The sequence below is a fragment of the Pantoea brenneri genome (assembly GCF_038594305.1).
In the GTDB taxonomy this organism is placed as follows: domain Bacteria; phylum Pseudomonadota; class Gammaproteobacteria; order Enterobacterales; family Enterobacteriaceae; genus Pantoea; species Pantoea brenneri.
Window position 1 is genome coordinate 137392 of record NZ_JBCGBG010000004.1, and the last position, 17899, is coordinate 155290.

The window sequence follows — 17899 nt, forward strand, 5'->3', positions numbered from 1 at the left end:
AATAGGTATGTGAATAGATAAATGAATGCATACTCTATCACTTTTTCTACAACCCGTCACTCCAGAAGGACATAGCCCAACACCCTGCTCGGAGACTATCGTGATGTGATTAGTGCAACCCGGTTAACTAAATTCACCCATATCAATGGCAGGGCGGTAAGATCAGTCGGGCCTGGGGGTTTAATACAGGCGAATAGAGTCTACTGCCGGTGGCAATAGCATGACTGTTCCTGTGATCCAGTCACTGCGTCCGGGCGTGGAGGTAAACGGCCAGCGCGTGACAAAGGGGCAGCTGAACGGCGACACCATGACAATAACCTGGACGCCGCGAAACCGTATCACCGGCCAGCCGCTACAAAAAACACCGGTACAGCGGCAGGTTGAAAGCCATTACCCGGAGCTGGCCAGCGGCCTGCACCTGCCCAAAATGGCGCGCGTTGTTGCCCCGACTGAGGCGGTTAAAAGCGGAAACTTTGCTGACCCCTTCAGGCCGCGCTATGCCGTCGATCTGCAGCTGCTGGACGCTGACGGCAATCCGGACGGCAGTACGCCGGTTTATCCTGCTGTGCCGCTGCCCGTTCCGATGGCTGGTAATGATTCCGGCATGTTTCAGTTTCCGCCAGAGGGTACGCTCGTTGAGGTCGGTTTTACCGGCGGACGCCCGGAGAAGCCGTTTGTGCGCCAGACCATGCCGGGCGGGACCAGCCTGCCGGACGTGAAGCCGGGCGAACAGCTGCAGCAGCAGCGCGCGGAAGTATCACAGCGGGTAACACAGGCGGGAGACTGGGAGCGCCAGACCGATCAGGCTATACGTGAAACGTCCATGAGCCGGGAAGTTAAAGCCGATACGGAAACGCGTGATCTGGTCAGCAGGGAAACGACAGTCAAAGCCACGGACAGGACCACTGTGATCGGAACGGCGTCACTGATGGCCGGAGCAATTCAGCATGTGACGACAGGCAATTACAGCGTGGCCACGCAGCAGAGCCAGCTGATTACAGTGGGCGGCAATGCGGAAACAGACGTCACCGGCAGCGCTGCGATTAAAGTCGGTCAGGCACTGACTGAAAAAATCGGCCAGCTGCGCCAGAGCATTGCCGGAATGCGTCAGGAAATTATCGCGCCGGTTGTGTGGATTGGTTCAGAGAAGATTAACGTGGCCCAGCTAATGCTCGATACCGTGGCGCTTGTTCAGCAGCTGGCTGACCAGCTGGCCAGCCATACGCACCCGTCAACCGGCCAGCCCACGAACAGCAGCGATATCGCAAAGAGCAGCCAGCAGGCCGCCGCGCTCAGTACGAAATATTCACCCGTCATAGGCAAGTAAGCCAGCACACTAACCCGCTATCGCAGCGGGTTTTTTATTGCCCGTCACCAGAACGCCTCAGACGCACGATGCGCCACGCAAAGGCGCGCCCATCACGCACGACAACCATAAACAGATCATCCGCACAGCGCGGCCCTAGCTGCGCGTCAGCACGGCAAAATAATCGTCCGGCAGACAAAATCGGCGCTACACCGCACCCGCCTGCAGGTTTTGCATCATAAAAATTTTTCAGTTTTATTTTTTTACAAACAGCATGACCAGAGCGCATGGCTGCTGGCTTTCTGCCAGATTTCGCCAACTGAAAAGTGTGAAAAGAATTTCAGTACTTTTCAGTTTTCTGGATCTCGAATGGATCTCTTTTGTTTTTCATCTTATTGAATTTTATGGATATTAATAAGTTTACGTCATCTTCTGGATCTCAGCTTGAACGTGTTGCAAAATGAAATAAAACTCTAACAATGCAGACAGCTCAAGGGCTGCAGCAGATAAGATTCACAAGGAGGGACTGAAAAATATTGAAGGGAAATGTAGGCTCATTCAAAATTTAGTATAATTAAATATTTCAACCAATTGATTTATATTTTAAAAATCCTTTTGGAAACTATATGAATATTTTGACTCAGTATGGCAAAGAAATAATCTCGATATTAGTACCGCTGATTACATTTATATTGAATAACTTCTTCAAAGGAAGCGCAAAAGTATCAATAGGTGAATTGCATCAGTTCAGCTTTCTGATAGAAGAACCACTGAAAGATAGTGCTGGCGAAATAATAAAAGCTAAGCAAGTTGTCAATACAAAGTCTTACATTATAATGAATGAAGGAAGGGAAGCGGCCAAGAAATTAGAGTTGATTTTTAATTACAAAGATATGCATATGAATGTTTGGCCTGTCAAGCCGTATACAGAAAGCTATGATTATAACGGAAGGTATGTAGTTACTTTTGAATACATTGCACCTAAAGAAAATTTTAGATGCGAAGTTCTGTCGCTAAATACAGATTTGCCTGAGTTATTAACATGCAGAAGTGAACAAGGTATATCTAAGAGAATATTACTTTACCCTCAAAAAGTATTTAATAAATACCTTATTTGGTTTATACAAAGCTGCATATTTTTAGGTATGGCGACATTCGTCTACATTTTTATATTATTGCTACAATGGTTGATAACGAAAACAGGTTAAATAAATAATATACGCCATTGTAAAAACCCCGCATTGTTGCGGGGTTTTTTTTATCGTTTCTTCGGGGGTGGGACAAAATTTTGTGATTGATTACTCTGTTTTGGAGGCTGGTAACCATTGTTTTGATGCTCAGGTTTTTTAGGGGGCTGATAACCTTCATCAATGGGTTGCCATCCATCTTGATTGGTTTTGTTCTCTTTTGACATAAAACCTCCACTATTTTTGATTGTCTATGATGTGCAGCTTTATAAATTCAACACTTTCTATTTCATTAGTCAATATTAAAATTCCAAGAGTGTCTTTAAGTTGATGATCAAAATCTCCATTATCATCTAGTGCCCAGTGTTCCTCTAAATAAAGTTGCTCCGGTTCTGGGCTGCCTGAAGCAAATGAACTGAAGCCATATCTTCCACCGTACTTTTTTCCGTTTTTTAGAGTAACTAATACCCAGCAGGTTGGATTATTCGAAAAAAAATGGTCCCATGGCCTGTTATCTGGATGAGGCAGATACTTTCTTATGAAATGTGCATGTCGAAGAAACCGTAATGAAACTGGTAGGAAAACAGGAACTATTATTAAAACAAATACATAAAAAAGATAATACAAAACTGGATGTGAGTTGAAAATATTTTCCTTTTCCATCCAATATATTGGTATTAGTAGCAAGGCATAGTTTATACAGCTATATGAAACTATATCAATAATAACTTTTGAAGTTTCAATGTCTGAGCTAGGATAAAATATCTTGTAAATCTTCATACTTATGAAGCCTGGCATGATGAATATAACAAATAATATAAGCTTTCCTTTTTCAAGCAGTTCCATAATATCAACCATATTTAGAATCTAGAGAGTTTATAAAGCTTTCCTTAAATATGAAGCTTCACATGCGATTTTTGTATTTTTAACACATTTAAACATTTGCGGCTTTATGCATAAAAAAGAGGTTGCAGTTTTCAGTCTCAGTTTGATTTCTTATGTGAAATTTTTGCGACACTTATTTAATCAATAACAAAAAGCCACCCTAATAGCACGCTTAAGTTTCTGATTTATATAATAAAATTTTGTCGCCCTGCTGGGTCTGAACCAACTACCAAGCGATTATGAGTAAAACTCTAACAGAATACCAGCAAAATCGCTTTCGCAAATTTGCTGGTGCAAATTAATAAATTTTAAATAATTTATTGATTTGATTGTGAATTTATTACTGGTTCATTGATTTTTGATAAGGGAAGTGAGAGTCGCGCTGATTTTATTATGAGTTATTTGAAAAATAAATAGACACATTATCTGCCGACATGCTAAAAAATTATTTACTTTAAATTTGGCTGTGATTAAGGAGGCTATATGGTTAAAAAATTTAGTAACCAGATTGACCAACTCAAAAAGAACCTTGAAGCAGTTTCAGGAACACAATCAATACCTTTTAGCGAACTTTTTAATAAGCAGTTTTTGGCTGAGTGCTCTTCATTCACTTCTCTTGAAGATATGTTTGATAAATCAGGATTTAGGGTTGAAACAAAGGAGGATTTTGCCGCCATACCTGATCAGGCATGGGAAGACTTCATAATGCAAAACACTTCTTATAGTAGCTGGAGGGAAATGCAGGTTGATGCAGGCAGAAAGCACATAAAAAAAATGCTTAATAAAGATATGTAATCTTCTGATGATGGCCCTCAGTTTTATAAAGCACCGCCATCCCACTGCTCTTTAGCTTTAGTTGGGGGGACGAAAAGGGGACAGTTCTTCTTTAGATACAAGAAAGCCGCTTTAACTAAGCGGCTTAACTGCATGATTTACATCACTAAATTTGGTGGCCCCTGCTGGGTTTGAACCAGCGACCAAGCGATTATGAGTCCCATTTTGAAGCGAGTAAAATCAGTAACTTACTGATTTTAATGTTTTCTTTAGGCTGAATAGTGATGAAAAGTGGCACATAGCGTTACGCTCTGCTGCCACTTTGCTGCCACTTGATGATGTAAAAATATTTGCTAGGCTACAAAGGGGTCATTAAGTAGAGTTAAGTCATTAAATTTTTCTTAATATCACTATCTTGGTATACCCACTCTATAATGTTTTGTGGTCGATGAAAATCAAAAATAATACGCGTAAGCATACCAGTGCCTAAGTAGACTTCTTGGTTGTTTTTCCTAGTAAATACACCTTTACCTTTGTAGGTAAAAATATCACCAGAATGTTCTAGTTTCTTATCAATTTTTTTAAACTCAAAAACATCTGGGTAAATTAAATTTCCTCGTTCAATGAATTTATTATGATCAAGACACAGTACAATAGTAAGTTTACTGTCTATGATGTCCATGAGAAGATCATCTGGTAAGTCTAAATTCAAGAGCGGTCTAGAAAAGATAAAGCTGAAGCTATCATTTATATTGTAGGTTGTACCATTAAATTCCGTACCATCCAGCCATGCGTTGAATGCGACGAAACCCAAATTGTAATCACGATACATACCTACATAAAGACACTCATCAATTACATGAATATCCCATGTTTTTCCTTTTCTAATTTTATCCCAAGATTCAACTAGTAGTGATGAAAAGAACTTTGGGATATAGTCATTATCATGTATATGTACTGTTTTTTTTGTGTAATGGTCATAACCTTCACCGGTGTTGATAGTGTTAGCCACGTCGCTCATATGGATTAATTGTTTCTTTACACGTTTATAATGTCTTTTGTCATTGTTATTGAAGTCTTTAGTAAATTGCTCATCAAAAACTTCACATCCAGTTGCAAGTGAAAAACTTGCAGCTTCGCTAAATAATAAATTTTTCTTCCCTGATTTAAGTTCAATGATTCTATATCCTTTGCCATATTCAAATTCTAAAATATCTCCGGTGTGAATAAATGTTGTAAGGTCACAAGCTATAGCAATTTTTGAAGGATCTTGATTGAGCTCATTTACTACAGGCAACGTATCTTCAATAACTTTAATTGATAGGTTATTCAAGTTGTCTTCTAGAGGTAACCTTCTTATAGTCGAATGCTCGTTATTTAAAATTATCCAAGCAATTGAATCAATAAACCGCCTTAGTATCCTGATTTCATTTTTTATTCGCAATTGCTTTGATAATGTTATTTTTTTAGAGTCATAATCTTTATTGTTGTGGAATTTTATTTTTTCTTTATCTAGATTTTCAATTGTAATCAGTTTATCTTTGATTGTTTCAGCTATCTTTATCTGTGCTTTTTTCCATCCTTCATGTACAGCGATAATGAAGCTATGAGTGATGTCATCACTTTCTATTGGTTCTTTTTTTAAGCCATGGTTTCTTATCAAGCCAAACAGCTCTTTTACTAATGTTAAAAATTCAGGACTTTGATATTTCCATAAGGGGATGAAACGTTGATATTTTTTATCTAAATCTTTTTTATCATTTTCCATAAAAACCTCAAAGATAGATGGGGTGAATCATATGCCATTCAATGGGTTGAGTAATAAAGCCTCATTAAGGTGATCTGGAGCGAAATGCGCATATCGCATAGTGACTTTAATATCCGTATGTCCCAGAATCCGCTGAAGAATAAGAATGTTGCCACCGTTCATCATAAAGTGAGAGGCGAAAGTGTGCCGCAAGACGTGCGTTAGCTGTCCAGCCGGAGTCTCAATACCGGCACGCTGCATCGCTTTTCTAAAAGCTGAATAGCATGGTTTAAAGAGTAACTGCGCTTTCCTGCTGGATGGCAGATCAGCCTGTAATTTTTCAGTTATCGGCACCGCTCGGTTTTTCTTGCCTTTGGTTTTCACATAGATGATTTGCCCAGCGCGAATCTGGTTTCCTTTCAAACTCTCCGCTTCACTCCAACGCGCTCCAGTTGCCAAACAGATTTTAACGACTGTGGTTAAATCCTTTGAACGGCTGTTTTCACACTCGGCGAGTAACATGCGGATCTCTTCAATAGTGAGATACGCCATCTCCGATTCACTGATTTTGAACTCGCGCACGTTTTCTAACGGATTTGGGGCGGTCCATTCATCCAACCGGCGCAGTTCATTAAACATCGCCCTAAAATATGCCAGCTCTAAATTAACAGTGCGCGGCGTTACCGTCTTCACTCGGCTGGAGCGGGTGATCTTCCCGCTTAACCGCTGCTCGCGATAAGACGCAAAAATTTTTGCATTAAACTCGGTTGCGAGCGGGTTTCCCATCGCCTCGCAGGCGAACGCCATTGTGGTTCGCCGCTTCTCACCATCCGCCAACGTAATGCCATGCGTGTTGAACCACAATTCAACCAGCTCAATTACCCGCCGCTTATCTGCTTTCTCTCCCAGCCAGGGCTTATCTTGAGCCTGCTCTTTTACGAACTTCTCATAGGATTGTGCTTCACCCTTCGTCGCAAACTGGCGGCGAATCCTTTTGCCGTCACGGCCATTTGGGAAAACTTGTGCCTGCCATTTCCCGTTGGGTAATTTGTTTATCGCCATGCTTTGCCTTTAAAGGTACTCAGTGCGGGCAATGACTTTGCCCAAAACCTTGATGTCTTCTGCCTTGCATTCAAATGAGGCTTTGCCATTCTCAACGCGGATGCGCCCGCCGGGAAAACGGTACAGCTCTTTAATGCTAATGAGCTTATCTATCTCGATGAGCCAAAGCCCGTCGGTGATTTCTGCGGCGGTCATATCTACCAGGTAATTCTGTTTCTCGAAATGTACTAACAATGGGGCTTTAACATCACTTGGTAAGAGCTGAGCGTCATATTCAACCCAATCAGATGATGAAAAATTCCCATTTGTGATTTTTCTGAGTTCGATTTTGGTTGATAGCTGATCTTGATTTGTGATGTTCGAATCACCGCGTCCATATGTCAGCCACTCAAGGGAAGTACCCGTTTCCATTGAGCAAATCAATACCCAATCAGCGGGGAAATTCCCACGCATTATGCGGTTAGCCATGGTGCTCTGTGACACATTTAAGTGGCGGCAAAGCGCCTGGCGCGATGAGAAACCGTATGCCTGAACGATGCGCTCAATGGGTTCTTTACCACCCTCTGGTAAAGTAGGCGCTTTACGACTCGTAAAATCTTTCGTTGACCTTTCCAATTTGTGATCCTAATATTCACTCGTCGTATGGCGACGTGTTTAATAGTGATAAATAGAGTTGGCTAAAACTCAACAGAGGATAGTGCATCATGACCCGTAAACTTTCAATGCGCCCATCAATCAATCTTGTTATCTCCGAACCGTACATTACGGTTGAAGAGTTCTGCCGTCGCACTGGTTACAAGGAGGGCACCGTGCGCCAAATGTACCGCGAGAACCGTCTGCCCATCAGGAAGAAAGAGGGCGTTAACGGTCTCATCGAGGTCAACATGGTTGCATTGACGATTGAAGCGGCCGCTGGCTGTGAAATCACAATGCAGGCTTGATGCATCCATATTGGGATAGCAGTAGGGATTTATCATGTTTGATTTTCGTGTCTCCACACATAGCCATTTTGATGATGCGTGCCGGACGTTTGCACTGACGCACAACATCATTCAGCTGGCTAACAAAGCCGGGCTGAATCCTCAGACCATCCGTAACAAACTCAATCCGGAACAGGTTCACCAGTTAACCGTTCGTGAAATGCTACTGCTTACCGATCTGACGGAAGACGCCACGCTGATTGACGGCGCACTGGCGCAGTTGCATTGCCTGCCATGCGTACCTGTTAACGAAATGGCGCAGGAGAATCTACCTGCTTATGTACTGAAAGCCACTGCCGAAGTAGGGCAGTTAGCTGCGGGCGTAGTGAGCCAGGAGCAATTAACAGCATCCTGCCGCCGGGGTCTGGTTCAGAACGTACACGCAGGGATCCGCTGTCTGACTCTGGCAGCGCTGGCGGTTCAGGCACGCGTTCATTCTAACCCTGCACTTTCGGGTACTGCTGATGTGTTAAGTGGTATCGGTGCATCAATCGGGATGGTGTGAGGTAGTTATGATCAAAGTATTGACCTACCAATTTAATTTACAGGGTAAGCGCTTAGAGGTTAAAGATTCGGATGTTGCGTTGTGCTTTCCATCCATTTCAGGTGATGGCAGTTATTTCTTTACTCTAAAAGATGGTACAAGGTTTCGCGGTGAAGAAGTCAAAGAAGTGATACGTAATAAAGTATTACCTCTTACATATACTTAATTGTTGTATTTATTAACCCATTTTTGAATAGCGTTCATGAAAATGTGCTGGGTGTCAGAGCCGGGCGGAAGTTTGTTTAACTCACTGCGAACGGCAGAATAGAAGAGAGAGTGGTCATGTTTTTTATTAGTGAAGTAAGCGTTAAGAAGTCCTGAAATAACCAGGTTTTGAATTTTAACTTCGGAGCGGAGTTGCTGAAGGTCTTTCTCCAGGAGTTCGAAGCGTTCTATTTCTTTCTCATTCAGCATTTGCGCCTCATGTCGTAACAGATAATGGAGTGAGGATTATGCAGGTTTTTGTAAGATTTTTGAAACAACAGTCACCACTACAGCAGTTACAAGATTTAGGGCATGGCTGGATTGAAACTAAAACAGGCCAGCGCTGGCATCCGGCAATATCACAGGCCGAATTGCTGGCAGGATTAACCGGTAAGAGGAAAAAATCATGGGTTACAAGACTGAGAGTATCACTGTTCAGATGAACGCAGGGCAACGTGCCAGTGCCCTTAATCATATCTCAGCACTTCGCACAATGATGTACGGCGACTGCAGTCATGAACTCAAACGCTTTATCGAAGACATGCGCAACAAGCGCGATCATCAGGCTGAACAGAATGGCCGCGCACTGAGCGCGATTTTCTTCCTGGCAAATATCAGCAAAGAACGTCACGGCGTTGATTTCAGTGAACTGACGAGTGACGAAAAAACGGCGCTGATTAGCGCAATGAATCACTTAAAAGCAGTCGTGAGTTTATTTCCAAAGAATCTGACGTTACCTAATTAATTAACCCAACGAAATTAATTGGCGTAAACCCGCCGGGCATTCTTTTGCCCAAATTCAGGAGAGAGAGTAATGCGAAATATCCAGACCCGTAATTTTAAAGCCGATCAGGATGCGCTGGCCGTCCTGCTGAGTAAGGCCAAAACCGAGCAGCGTAGTGATGATGCGCTGTCCGTTTCTATCCGCCTGGCCGCACTGGCTATTCATGCGCGTAAAAATGAAATGTCCGCAGCGGAAATCATCGAGTTGCTGGACAAAGAGGCGGAACGCTTTGAAAACCAGGCGCAGGAGCTGCACTGATGGCCGATTCAATGGATCTGGTACAGCAGCGCGTGCAGGAAGAGCTGGTGCGCAATCTGGCTAACGCTACTCATCGTCCTGCGGGGGCGAGTGAATTTTTCTGCCTCACGTGCGGCGAAGAAATCCCGGAGCAGCGTCGCCGCGCACTGCCGGGCGTTTCCCTCTGCGTGACCTGCAAACAGATCAGTGAGCTGAAAAGCGTGCACTACAAAGGGGCGGCGTTATGAGCACCATCCTGAAGTGGGCTGGCAGTAAGTCCGGCCTTGCTGCCGAAGAAGGCAAGTGCGCAATCAAGATCATTCTCGTTCCGCATTTTGAGCATGTGGCTTCACTGTGACCGATATTGCCGTAAACGCCGTTGAGTTTAATGGTGACTATCACGCTGCCCTGAAAATGCAGCGTGAGAATTATGGCGTCAGAACGCCGCGTAACATGACCCTGGCTGAGCTGAAGCTGTGGAACGCTAACCCCGACGACCACAGCTGGCGCAGCCAATACCTGCATGACATGCCAGACTACCTGGCCGGGTACTTCGCTGACCGTTATCAAAAAATCCTATCAGGAAAACATGGCCGTCGGCGGGCCAATGCGTTTCTGCGCCAGACCATTGGCCAGAGCGTATTGCCACGCCTGCAGCTTGTACGCAGCCGCTAGACACCATGGCAGAGGCGCAGATGTGGGCCGTTGACGGCCCGCTGAACCCGTCGCTGGCCCGCGACATCATCGAGAGCATTCGCGCGAAGCTGCGCAGCCTGGTGAATCAGGGCTACCTCATCGGGGCGGACTGCTGGCTGGATGAAAGCGTGAATGACAAAGACACGCTGAAGGCGGGCAAGCTGACCATCGACTACGACTACACGCCGGTGCCCCCGCTGGAAAACCTGCTGCTGCGCCAGCGCATCACCGACCAGTACCTGGTCGATTTCAGCAGCCGCGTGAGCGCATAAGGAGACTGAAACATGGCATTACCCCGCAAGCTCAAGCACCTGAACGTGTTTAACGCAGGCAACAACTGGCAGGGACTGGTTGAGTCCATCACCCTGCCAAAAGTCACCCGCAAGTTTGAGAAGTACCGCGGCGGCGGCATGGCCGGTGCAGTAGACATCGACATGGGCCTGGACGACGGCGCGCTGGATACGGAGTTCACTGTAGGCGGCACCGAGGCGCTGCTGTTCAAGCAGCTGGGCACCGCCACCGTGGACGGCATACAGCTGCGCTTTACCGGCTCTATCCAGCGCGATGACACCGGCGAAGTGCAGGCGGTCGAGCTGGTCACGCGCGGCCGTTACAAAGAGCTGGATTCAGGCGAGTGGAAGACCGGCGATTCAAGCACCACCAAGGTGTCCGCGACCAACAGCTACGCCAAGCTGACCATTAACAACGAAGTGGTTTACGAGATTGACCTCGTGAACATGATCCACATCGTGGACGGCACCGACCTGATGGAAGCGCACCGTAACGCGCTCGGCCTCTGATAAACCCGGCAGGGGCAGCCCTGCCGCTCTGAAACATATAAACGGAAAATAACCATGACCGACAAAACTACCGAAAAAGCTGTTGAGCTGGACACCCCCATCCTGCGCGGCAAAAACGAAGTTACAAGCGTGACCGTGCGCAAACCGCAGGCCGGGGCGCTGCGCGGCATCCGCCTGCAGGCGCTGATGGACATGGACGTGAACGCGATGATGGCCGTGCTGCCGCGCGTCACGAACCCGGCGCTGACCGTGCAGGAAATTAACGAAATGGACCCCGCCGATCTGCTGTCCCTGTCGGTCGAGGTGATCACTTTTTTGTTGCCGAAGTCGGCGCTGTCAGCTTTCCCGACAGCCTGACGGTAGAAGATCTGGTAGCGGACATCGCTACCGTTTTTCACTGGCCGCCGCCGGTGATGTACGCGGAGTCTCTGACGGACGTGCTTGAGTGGCGGCATAAAGCGATGCAGCGTAGCGGAGCCGGTGACGATGAGTGACACAAACCTGCGGCTGCAGGTGGTATTAAGCGCGGTTGATAAAATCACGCGCCCCTTTCGCAGCGCGCGCGACGGCTCAAAGGAGCTGTCTGCCGCGCTGAAGGTCAGCAAAGACGGCCTGAAATCCCTTAACGAGCAGGCGGGCCGCATTGACGGTTTCCGCAAAACCCGCTCACAGCTTGCCGTTACCGCCAACAACCTGAAGGCCGCCCGCGAGGAAGCGGCGCGCCTTGCCGTGCAGTTTACCGAAACGAACAGGCCCACGGCGCAGCAGGCCCGGCTGCTTGAGCAGGCAAAGAACCGCGCCAGCCAGCTGCAGCAGACCTACAACGGCCTGCGCCTGTCGGTGCAGCGCCAGCGTGAGGCGCTGAACGCGGCGGGCATTGACACAAAACAGCTGAGCGAGGCGCAGCGCCGGCTTAAAACGGACGCGCAGGCGGCAACCGGGGCCATCGAGCGCCAGCAGGCAGAGCTGCGCAAGCTCGGCGATAGGCCGTTGCCTCACCCAGCCCGCCCAGGATCGCCTGCGCGCTCATGCCCTGGCGGCGAAGCATGGTCATCATGTTCTGAAAGTCCGCCGTGGTGCCGGGCAGCTTGTCGCCCAGGCTCACTGCCAGCCTGTTGATTTTTTCATACTCCGGCAGCACCTTAGCGCCCGGCCCCATCATTGAGGCGGCCAGCTGCGTCGCGGCGTTCTCCGAATCCGCATAGGCACGCACCGGGGCCATCAGGGTCGCGCCGGTAGCAACGCCGGTTGCCACCATGCCCGCGCCGTTACCGGCCAGCTTATTGCGCGTCTCGGTCAGCTTTTCATGCCGTGCCTGGATGTCGCGGATCTTCTGCTGGCGCTCTCGGCGTGCAGCTGCAGATGGCCCCGACCGACGCGGCGGAGTTTGCGGCAAAGCTGCAGGACGCCACGCAGACCAGCGAAAAGGACATGATGGCGCTCACCGACATCATTCAGAAGGGATTTTATGCGGGCGTGGATTCGGAAAACATGCTGCAGGGCTTTTCTAAAATCGGCAGCGCCATGGACATCATCAAAAAGAAAGGGATCGATGCGGCGAAAGAATTTGCGCCCCTGCTTGTGATGGCTGATCAGCAGGGCATGGACGGAGGCTCGGCAGGTAACGCTTACCGCAAGGTGCTGCAGGCCATGATGGACAACAAGAAAATCAAAGGGGTGAACGAAGACCTTAAGGGCACGGGGGTGAAATTTGATTTCACCAACGGCAAAGGAGAATTTGCCGGTATTAAGAAAATGTATCCGCAGCTGGATCAGCTCAAGGCGCTTAGTACCGAGAAGCGGCTGCGGACGCTCAAAGATATGTTTGGCGACGATGCGGAAACGCTGCAGGTGCTAAACAACATGATTACTAAAGGGCTTGCCGGGTACAGGGAAACCGCAGCGAAGCTCGACAACCAGGCGTCTCTGCGGGAGCGCGTTGACGCCTCGTTAAAGACGCTGTCAAACCGCTGGGATGCGGCGAGCGGCTCGTTTACTAATGCAATGGCTGCAATTGGTGAGACGGTCGCGCCAGTGCTTAAACAGGTGGCCGACTGGCTAGGAAATCTCGCTGGCGCATTAGGCTCGTTTGTAAAACAGCACCCGCAACTGACGGCGGCGCTGTTCAAGATAGCGGCGGGATTTGCCATCGTGACAGCAGGGGTAGGTGCGGCGTTGCTGGTCTTTGCGTCAACAATCGGCCCCATGCTGCTAATGCGTATGCTTATGAACAAGACGGGCCTTCAGGCGTTTAGTTCTTTTGGCCTCATGCGTAAGGCTATTGGCCTTGTCGGTAATGGCGTGCTGTGGCTGGGGCGGCTGATGATGGCGAACCCCATTCTGGCCGTGATCGGGCTGATTGCCATGGGAGCCATATATATCTGGCAGAACTGGGACACGCTGGGGCCGAAATTTGCCGCGCTGTGGGACGGCATCAGCACCAAAGTCAGCAATGTATGGACGGCGATCCGCACCTACATCAGCACCAAATGGGAGGAGATCGTGGCCGACGTGAAGGCGCTGCCCGCGCGCTTTCAGGAAGCTGGCTCGCAGATGATTGATGGCCTGCTGGCAGGCATCAGCCAGAAATGGGATGCGCTCAAAAGCAAGCTGTCCTCGCTGACTGATTACCTGCCGGACTTTCTAAAGCCCGGCAACGACAAGCCAGGCGCACCGACGCAGGCAGCACGACCACGCCCGGCGCAGGTCACGGCAGACGGGAAAGTGGCGCTGCCGCCGGGCGGCTTCCCGGCTTTTCCGAGGATGTACGACACCGGTGGGCATATTCCGTCCGGGCAGTTCGGCATCGTCGGGGAAAACGGGCCGGAAATTGTGAACGGCCCGGCCAACATAACCAGCCGCCGCCGCACTGCCGCGCTGGCCGCTTCTGCCGCGCTGGCGATGGGCTTGGCTGCAACGCCAGCGGCTGCGCGTCCGCTGCATCCGATGAGCCAGCCCGCGCAGGCGTACCGGCAGGAAGCGGCACGACCGCAACCGGTGGGCAGTGTATCGCCCGTGACCATTCATGCCCCTATCACCATCATGCAGCAGCCAGGGCAGAGCGCGCAGGACGTGGCGGACGAGGTTATGCGCAGACTTGAGGCAAAAGAGCGACAGGCGAAGGCCCGCGCCCGCAGCAGCTACCACGACAGAGAAGGATTTGAATAATGATGATGACGCTGGGGATGTTCGTTTTCATGCTGCAGACGGTCCCTTATCAGGAGCTGCAGATCCAGCGCAGCTGGCGGTTTCCGTCAAACAGCCGCGTAGGCGTGCGCTCGTCCCTCCAGTTTCTGGGGCCGGATAATGAAACGCTGACGCTTTCGGGCGTTCTGCTGCCGGAGATTACCGGCGGCAGGCTGTCACTGCTGGCGCTGGAGCAGATAGCAGAGCTGGGGCGCGCGTGGCCGCTGATTGAAGGAAGCGGCACCATTTACGGCATGTTTGTGATCGAGAGCCTGAGCCAGACCAAAGCGGAGTTTTTCAGCAGTGGCGTCTGCCGGCGCATTGAGTTCACGCTCACCCTGAAGCGCACCGACGAAACGCTGGGCGAAATGTTCGGCAGTCTGAGCGATCAGCTCTCAGCCATAAAGGGCGCGGCAACGGACGCAGCGGGTAAAGTTACCAGTATGATGGGGGGGCTGCTTTCATGAGCGCCACGCAATGGATAAACGGGCAGGCAAATTCCCCTTCTTTCAGGCTGACGCTTGAGGGCGCGGACATCACGCAGAAGATTGAGAAGCGTCTTATGAGTCTGACGCTCACAGATAACCGGGGGTTTGAGGCTGACCAGCTAGACATCGAGCTGGACGACGCAGACTGCCAGCTGCTGCTGCCTCGCCGGGGCGTCTCTCTGTCGCTGGCGCTCGGCTGGCAGGGTGAGGCGCTTTTTCCGAAAGGCACCTTTATCGTGGACGAAATTGAGCACTCTGGCACGCCTGACCGGCTGACTCTGCGCGCCCGCAGCGCCGACTTCAGGCAGACGCTCAATACTAAACGTGAAAAGTCATGGCACCAGACTACCGTGGGCGACATCGTGAAAGACATCGCAGGGCGCCACAAGCTGAAGATCGCCCTGGGTGATGATGTGGCGAAGATGGCCGTAGATCACCTTGACCAGACCAACGAATCAGACGCCAGCTTTCTGATGCGTCTGGCGAAACAGTCAGGCGCGATAGCCTCTATCAAAAACGGCAATCTGCTGTTCATACGTCAGGGGCAGGGCAAAACGGCCAGCGGTAAGGCGCTGCCGGTAATCACCATTCAACGCAAGGACGGCGACAGCCACCGCTTTACCATGGCTGACCGCGACGCCTACACCGGAGTGATTGCCAGCTGGCTGCATACCCGCGAACCGACAAAAAAACCGGTGACGAAAGTAAAGCGCAGGCGGAAAAAGACGACAAAGAAAAAAGAGCCAGAAGCCAAACAGGGCGATTACCTGATCGGAACGGATGAAAACGTCCTGGTGCTGAGCCGTACCTATGCAAACCGGGCCAATGCAGAGCGCGCGGCCAAAATGCGTTGGGAGCGCCTGCAGCGCGGGGTTGCGTCATTTTCTATACAGCTGGCTCGCGGCCGGGCCGATCTCTATACGGAAATGCCGGTAAAGGTGAACGGCTTCAAGCAGCAGATAGACGCGGGCGAATGGATTGTAACGACGCTTACGCACAGCCTCAGCGCGGACAGTGGCTATACAACAAGCATGGATCTTGAGGTAAAAATCGACTCATTAGAAATGGAATGAGAAGTATCCCAATTGGGGTTTTTTGTGTATTATCCACCCAAAATGAGATTCGAGGGCTGGGTTATGATGAATTGTCCATTGTGTGGGAATGCGGCCCATACGCGTAGTAGCTTTCAAGTTTCTAAGACAACGAAGGAGCGCTATAACCAGTGCCAAAACATCAATTGTGGTTGCACCTTCAAGTCCCATGAAACAGTGGCAGAAATTATAATGAATCCGGGCAAGGTCAAGCCTGCCCCTCCGCATCCTGACAGAACACTCCAGGGCGCGCTCTGGTTATAAATAAGAACCCGCTAATGCGGGTTTATTTTTGGATCAGAGACTTTATATACACTTCAGACTCATTCATATTCATTGGCGCTAACTTCTTGCATTCAGCGCCGCCTCCATTCATTACCACTTCCTGATCCTGAGAAGAGTTTAAAACTACAACTTTCTTAATCAGGGAAGGTTGCCAGCTTTTCCCAACATATTGCGTATCGCATATCCCGCGAAAAAATGAGGTGGCAATTTCTTCATTAACGGTAGGTTTTGTGATGGTCATTGAAAGCACACCATTCTCCAGGGAGGACGAAGAGTGTTGATAGGCGTTAATCACTTCTTGTACTGGCTTCGGCACCTCTTCAGCCAAGGCGCTGAGGGAAGCGAACAGGGTAAGCGCTAAAGCGGTTTTTTTCATGTTATGAGCCTCAGACTAGGGATTAGGCAAAAAATCTGCTGCCATTTTGCTGCCAATGGCCTCGCGGCAAACAAAAAAGCCACCGTTAAAAGGTGGCTTAACTCAATGATTTTAAAGCTAATATTTGGTGGCCCCTGCTGGGTTTGAACCAGCGACCAAGCGATTATGAGTCGCCTGCTCTAACCACTGAGCTAAGGGGCCAGCGGAGCGGGGATTATAAAGTATCTCTTCTGAGCGATCCAGCACTCAGCCACCGGTTGCTGAAATAAGCAGCAAGCTTTTAATTGCTGATTTCTATAACAAATATCCTGATAAACCGTAACAGGGTCTCAAACTGGTACGGCAGGATGCCGCCGTACCCTCATCAAAAACGCCCTGACGGGTAGCGGAATCAGCTCTGGTGGTAGCGCGTAGCGGATTTATTACGCGACAGGTGAGGCACCATAGTGCCGCGTACGCGATCGTAATCCTGCCACATCTGCAGATCTTCCAGCGGTGGAATCGTTACCGCTTCCTTGTTGTCGAGGCCCGCCAGCGCCGCATCGACCATTTCATCGACTTCCATCAGCATTTCGGCAGGGATGGTGTTGATCGGCTGGCCGGCACGGTCAAAAATCTCGGTACGGGTTGCGCCAGGCAGCACTGCCTGCACCTGCACACCGCTGTCAGCAAGCTCACGCTGCATCGCACGCGTTAGCGTCAGTACGTAAGATTTAGTGGCATTGTAGGCACCGTTGAACATCTCATGCACCAGTGCCAGCACCGAGGCAATATTAATAATGATGCCGTTGCCACGCGCTTTGAAGACCCGGGCAGCGGCCTGCGCCAGCCGGGTGGGCGTCACGATATTTAACGTCAGCATGGTATTGATGCGGTTGATGTCCGCCTCAAGGAACTCTCCCTCCACGCTCATACCCGCGTTGTTCAGCAGCAGTGTAATGCTGGCATTAGTGACCAGTTCAGACTCTACCCGCTGCACATCCTCTTCACTGGTTAAATCAGCAGCCAACACCTTAACCTGAATAGCGTGCTGCTCACTCAGTAACGCCGCCAGCTGGTTCAGACGCGATTCGTCGCGTGCCACCAGAATCAGATCGTAACCGCGTGCAGCCAGTCGTTTTGCATAAGTTGCGCCGATGCCGCTGGACGCACCGGTTATTAACGCCGTACCTGATGTTGACATAATTTACTCCTCGTATGATGGTCGTCATAATTCACACCAATATGACGATCATCATATGTGCCGTCAAGCTGGAATATGATGAGC

26 protein-coding genes, 1 tRNA gene and 3 pseudogenes are annotated in these 17899 nt (G+C 49.4%); 20 read left to right on the forward strand and 10 right to left on the reverse strand.

Features of this window, described 5'->3' with window-relative positions:
• Positions 1 to 196: 196 nt before the first annotated feature.
• Together AABB92_RS16735 and AABB92_RS16740 are read left to right on the forward strand one after the other, a co-directional pair.
• A pseudogene (locus tag AABB92_RS16735) lies at positions 197 to 1327 on the forward strand (hypothetical protein); the annotation flags it as partial.
• Positions 1328 to 1932: 605 nt separating this feature from the next.
• Positions 1933 to 2514 carry a hypothetical protein gene (locus tag AABB92_RS16740; RefSeq protein WP_031376583.1) on the forward strand — a complete coding sequence of 194 codons (582 nt, stop codon included), beginning with the start codon at positions 1933 to 1935 and terminating at the stop codon, positions 2512 to 2514.
• A 50-nt stretch (positions 2515 to 2564) separates the two neighbouring features.
• On the opposite strand, the gene AABB92_RS16745 is transcribed toward AABB92_RS16740, so the two are convergent.
• Complete coding sequence (locus AABB92_RS16745) at positions 2565 to 2720, reverse strand: hypothetical protein (RefSeq protein ID WP_161797053.1); 156 nt, start codon at positions 2718 to 2720, stop codon at positions 2565 to 2567.
• A 10-nt stretch (positions 2721 to 2730) separates the two neighbouring features.
• Positions 2731 to 3339, reverse strand: a complete 609-nt coding sequence (locus AABB92_RS16750; protein ID WP_342550277.1) for a DUF6338 family protein — start codon at positions 3337 to 3339, stop codon at positions 2731 to 2733.
• 522 nt (positions 3340 to 3861) lie between these two features.
• Between AABB92_RS16750 and AABB92_RS16755 the strand changes: the two genes are divergently transcribed.
• Complete coding sequence (locus AABB92_RS16755; RefSeq protein WP_046289258.1) at positions 3862 to 4173, forward strand: hypothetical protein; 312 nt, start codon at positions 3862 to 3864, stop codon at positions 4171 to 4173.
• 361 nt (positions 4174 to 4534) lie between these two features.
• On the opposite strand, the gene AABB92_RS16760 is transcribed toward AABB92_RS16755, so the two are convergent.
• Genes AABB92_RS16760 through AABB92_RS16770 form a run of 3 tightly spaced genes read right to left on the reverse strand, consistent with a single transcriptional unit; the run spans position 4535 to position 7576 of the window.
• On the reverse strand, positions 4535 to 5920 hold the full coding sequence (locus AABB92_RS16760; protein ID WP_046289257.1) for a hypothetical protein: 1386 nt from the start codon (positions 5918 to 5920) through the stop codon (positions 4535 to 4537).
• 27 nt (positions 5921 to 5947) lie between these two features.
• Positions 5948 to 6961, reverse strand: coding sequence for a phage integrase (locus tag AABB92_RS16765; RefSeq protein ID WP_031376586.1), 1014 nt, complete (start codon positions 6959 to 6961; stop codon positions 5948 to 5950).
• A gap of 9 nt (positions 6962 to 6970) precedes the next feature.
• Entirely contained in the window at positions 6971 to 7576 is a 606-nt protein-coding gene (locus tag AABB92_RS16770) for a phage repressor protein CI (protein ID WP_031376587.1), read from the reverse strand.
• Between the two features lie 89 nt (positions 7577 to 7665).
• Between AABB92_RS16770 and AABB92_RS16775 the strand changes: the two genes are divergently transcribed.
• Genes AABB92_RS16775 through AABB92_RS16785 form a run of 3 tightly spaced genes read left to right on the forward strand, consistent with a single transcriptional unit; the run spans position 7666 to position 8651 of the window.
• A complete protein-coding gene (locus AABB92_RS16775) occupies positions 7666 to 7902 on the forward strand; it encodes a hypothetical protein (RefSeq protein ID WP_031376588.1) in 237 nt (78 codons plus the stop codon).
• Positions 7903 to 7936: 34 nt separating this feature from the next.
• Positions 7937 to 8446, forward strand: coding sequence for a phage regulatory CII family protein (locus AABB92_RS16780; protein WP_031376589.1), 510 nt, complete (start codon positions 7937 to 7939; stop codon positions 8444 to 8446).
• 7 nt (positions 8447 to 8453) lie between these two features.
• Positions 8454 to 8651: a hypothetical protein gene (locus AABB92_RS16785; protein ID WP_072051017.1), complete on the forward strand. Its 198-nt coding sequence runs from the start codon at positions 8454 to 8456 to the stop codon at positions 8649 to 8651.
• On the opposite strand, the gene AABB92_RS16790 is transcribed toward AABB92_RS16785, so the two are convergent.
• Entirely contained in the window at positions 8648 to 8899 is a 252-nt protein-coding gene (locus tag AABB92_RS16790) for a hypothetical protein (protein WP_031376590.1), read from the reverse strand. The genes AABB92_RS16785 and AABB92_RS16790 overlap by 4 nt on opposite strands.
• Positions 8900 to 8937: 38 nt before the next feature.
• Here AABB92_RS16790 and AABB92_RS16795 point away from each other — a divergent pair, with 38 nt between their 5' ends.
• The 10 genes and pseudogenes from AABB92_RS16795 to AABB92_RS16840 all read left to right on the forward strand — a co-directional run.
• Entirely contained in the window at positions 8938 to 9132 is a 195-nt protein-coding gene (locus AABB92_RS16795; protein ID WP_072051016.1) for a phage filamentation protein Fil family protein, read from the forward strand.
• On the forward strand, positions 9096 to 9434 hold the full coding sequence (locus tag AABB92_RS16800; protein ID WP_031376591.1) for a DUF5347 family protein: 339 nt from the start codon (positions 9096 to 9098) through the stop codon (positions 9432 to 9434). Before AABB92_RS16795 ends, AABB92_RS16800 begins: the two co-directional genes overlap by 37 nt.
• 69 nt (positions 9435 to 9503) lie before the next feature.
• Positions 9504 to 9731 (forward strand): DUF2732 family protein, encoded by a 228-nt coding sequence (locus AABB92_RS16805; RefSeq protein ID WP_031376592.1) that lies wholly within the window; start codon positions 9504 to 9506, stop codon positions 9729 to 9731.
• Positions 9731 to 9958 carry a TraR/DksA family transcriptional regulator gene (locus AABB92_RS16810; RefSeq protein WP_031376593.1) on the forward strand — a complete coding sequence of 76 codons (228 nt, stop codon included), beginning with the start codon at positions 9731 to 9733 and terminating at the stop codon, positions 9956 to 9958. The genes AABB92_RS16805 and AABB92_RS16810 overlap by 1 nt, the downstream gene beginning before the upstream one ends.
• A 106-nt stretch (positions 9959 to 10064) precedes the next feature.
• Positions 10065 to 10385: a hypothetical protein gene (locus AABB92_RS16815; protein ID WP_031376594.1), complete on the forward strand. Its 321-nt coding sequence runs from the start codon at positions 10065 to 10067 to the stop codon at positions 10383 to 10385.
• Positions 10385 to 10678, forward strand: a pseudogene (locus AABB92_RS16820) (phage tail sheath C-terminal domain-containing protein); the annotation flags it as partial. The gene AABB92_RS16815 and the pseudogene AABB92_RS16820, both read left to right, overlap by 1 nt.
• Before the next feature lie 12 nt (positions 10679 to 10690).
• Positions 10691 to 11206 (forward strand): phage major tail tube protein, encoded by a 516-nt coding sequence (locus AABB92_RS16825; protein WP_031376596.1) that lies wholly within the window; start codon positions 10691 to 10693, stop codon positions 11204 to 11206.
• 54 nt (positions 11207 to 11260) lie between these two features.
• Positions 11261 to 11563, forward strand: a complete 303-nt coding sequence (locus AABB92_RS16830) for a phage tail assembly protein (RefSeq protein ID WP_031376597.1) — start codon at positions 11261 to 11263, stop codon at positions 11561 to 11563.
• Positions 11560 to 11700 (forward strand): GpE family phage tail protein, encoded by a 141-nt coding sequence (locus tag AABB92_RS16835; RefSeq protein WP_072010443.1) that lies wholly within the window; start codon positions 11560 to 11562, stop codon positions 11698 to 11700. Before AABB92_RS16830 ends, AABB92_RS16835 begins: the two co-directional genes overlap by 4 nt.
• Positions 11693 to 12193: pseudogene (locus AABB92_RS16840) on the forward strand (phage tail tape measure protein); the annotation flags it as partial. The gene AABB92_RS16835 and the pseudogene AABB92_RS16840, both read left to right, overlap by 8 nt.
• Here the strand turns inward: AABB92_RS16840 and AABB92_RS16845 are convergent.
• Positions 12120 to 12464, reverse strand: coding sequence for a phage tail tape measure protein (locus AABB92_RS16845; protein WP_425343572.1), 345 nt, complete (start codon positions 12462 to 12464; stop codon positions 12120 to 12122). The pseudogene AABB92_RS16840 and the gene AABB92_RS16845 overlap by 74 nt on opposite strands.
• 92 nt (positions 12465 to 12556) lie before the next feature.
• Here AABB92_RS16845 and AABB92_RS16850 point away from each other — a divergent pair, with 92 nt between their 5' ends.
• From AABB92_RS16850 to AABB92_RS16865, 4 genes are all read left to right on the forward strand, one after another.
• Entirely contained in the window at positions 12557 to 14374 is a 1818-nt protein-coding gene (locus AABB92_RS16850) for a phage tail tape measure protein (RefSeq protein ID WP_342550278.1), read from the forward strand.
• Entirely contained in the window at positions 14374 to 14859 is a 486-nt protein-coding gene (locus AABB92_RS16855; protein WP_031376486.1) for a phage tail protein, read from the forward strand. The genes AABB92_RS16850 and AABB92_RS16855 overlap by 1 nt, the downstream gene beginning before the upstream one ends.
• Entirely contained in the window at positions 14856 to 15953 is a 1098-nt protein-coding gene (locus AABB92_RS16860) for a phage late control D family protein (RefSeq protein ID WP_031376487.1), read from the forward strand. Before AABB92_RS16855 ends, AABB92_RS16860 begins: the two co-directional genes overlap by 4 nt.
• Before the next feature lie 63 nt (positions 15954 to 16016).
• Positions 16017 to 16235, forward strand: a complete 219-nt coding sequence (locus AABB92_RS16865) for an ogr/Delta-like zinc finger family protein (protein ID WP_072051019.1) — start codon at positions 16017 to 16019, stop codon at positions 16233 to 16235.
• A 22-nt stretch (positions 16236 to 16257) separates the two neighbouring features.
• On the opposite strand, the gene AABB92_RS16870 is transcribed toward AABB92_RS16865, so the two are convergent.
• The 3 genes from AABB92_RS16870 to AABB92_RS16880 form a co-directional block, all read right to left on the reverse strand.
• A complete protein-coding gene (locus tag AABB92_RS16870) occupies positions 16258 to 16632 on the reverse strand; it encodes a hypothetical protein (RefSeq protein WP_031376488.1) in 375 nt (124 codons plus the stop codon).
• A gap of 125 nt (positions 16633 to 16757) precedes the next feature.
• Positions 16758 to 16833: transfer RNA gene (locus AABB92_RS16875), tRNA-Ile, on the reverse strand.
• Positions 16834 to 17023: 190 nt separating this feature from the next.
• Positions 17024 to 17815: an SDR family NAD(P)-dependent oxidoreductase gene (locus AABB92_RS16880; RefSeq protein WP_031376489.1), complete on the reverse strand. Its 792-nt coding sequence runs from the start codon at positions 17813 to 17815 to the stop codon at positions 17024 to 17026.
• Between the last annotated feature and the right edge of the window lie 84 nt (positions 17816 to 17899).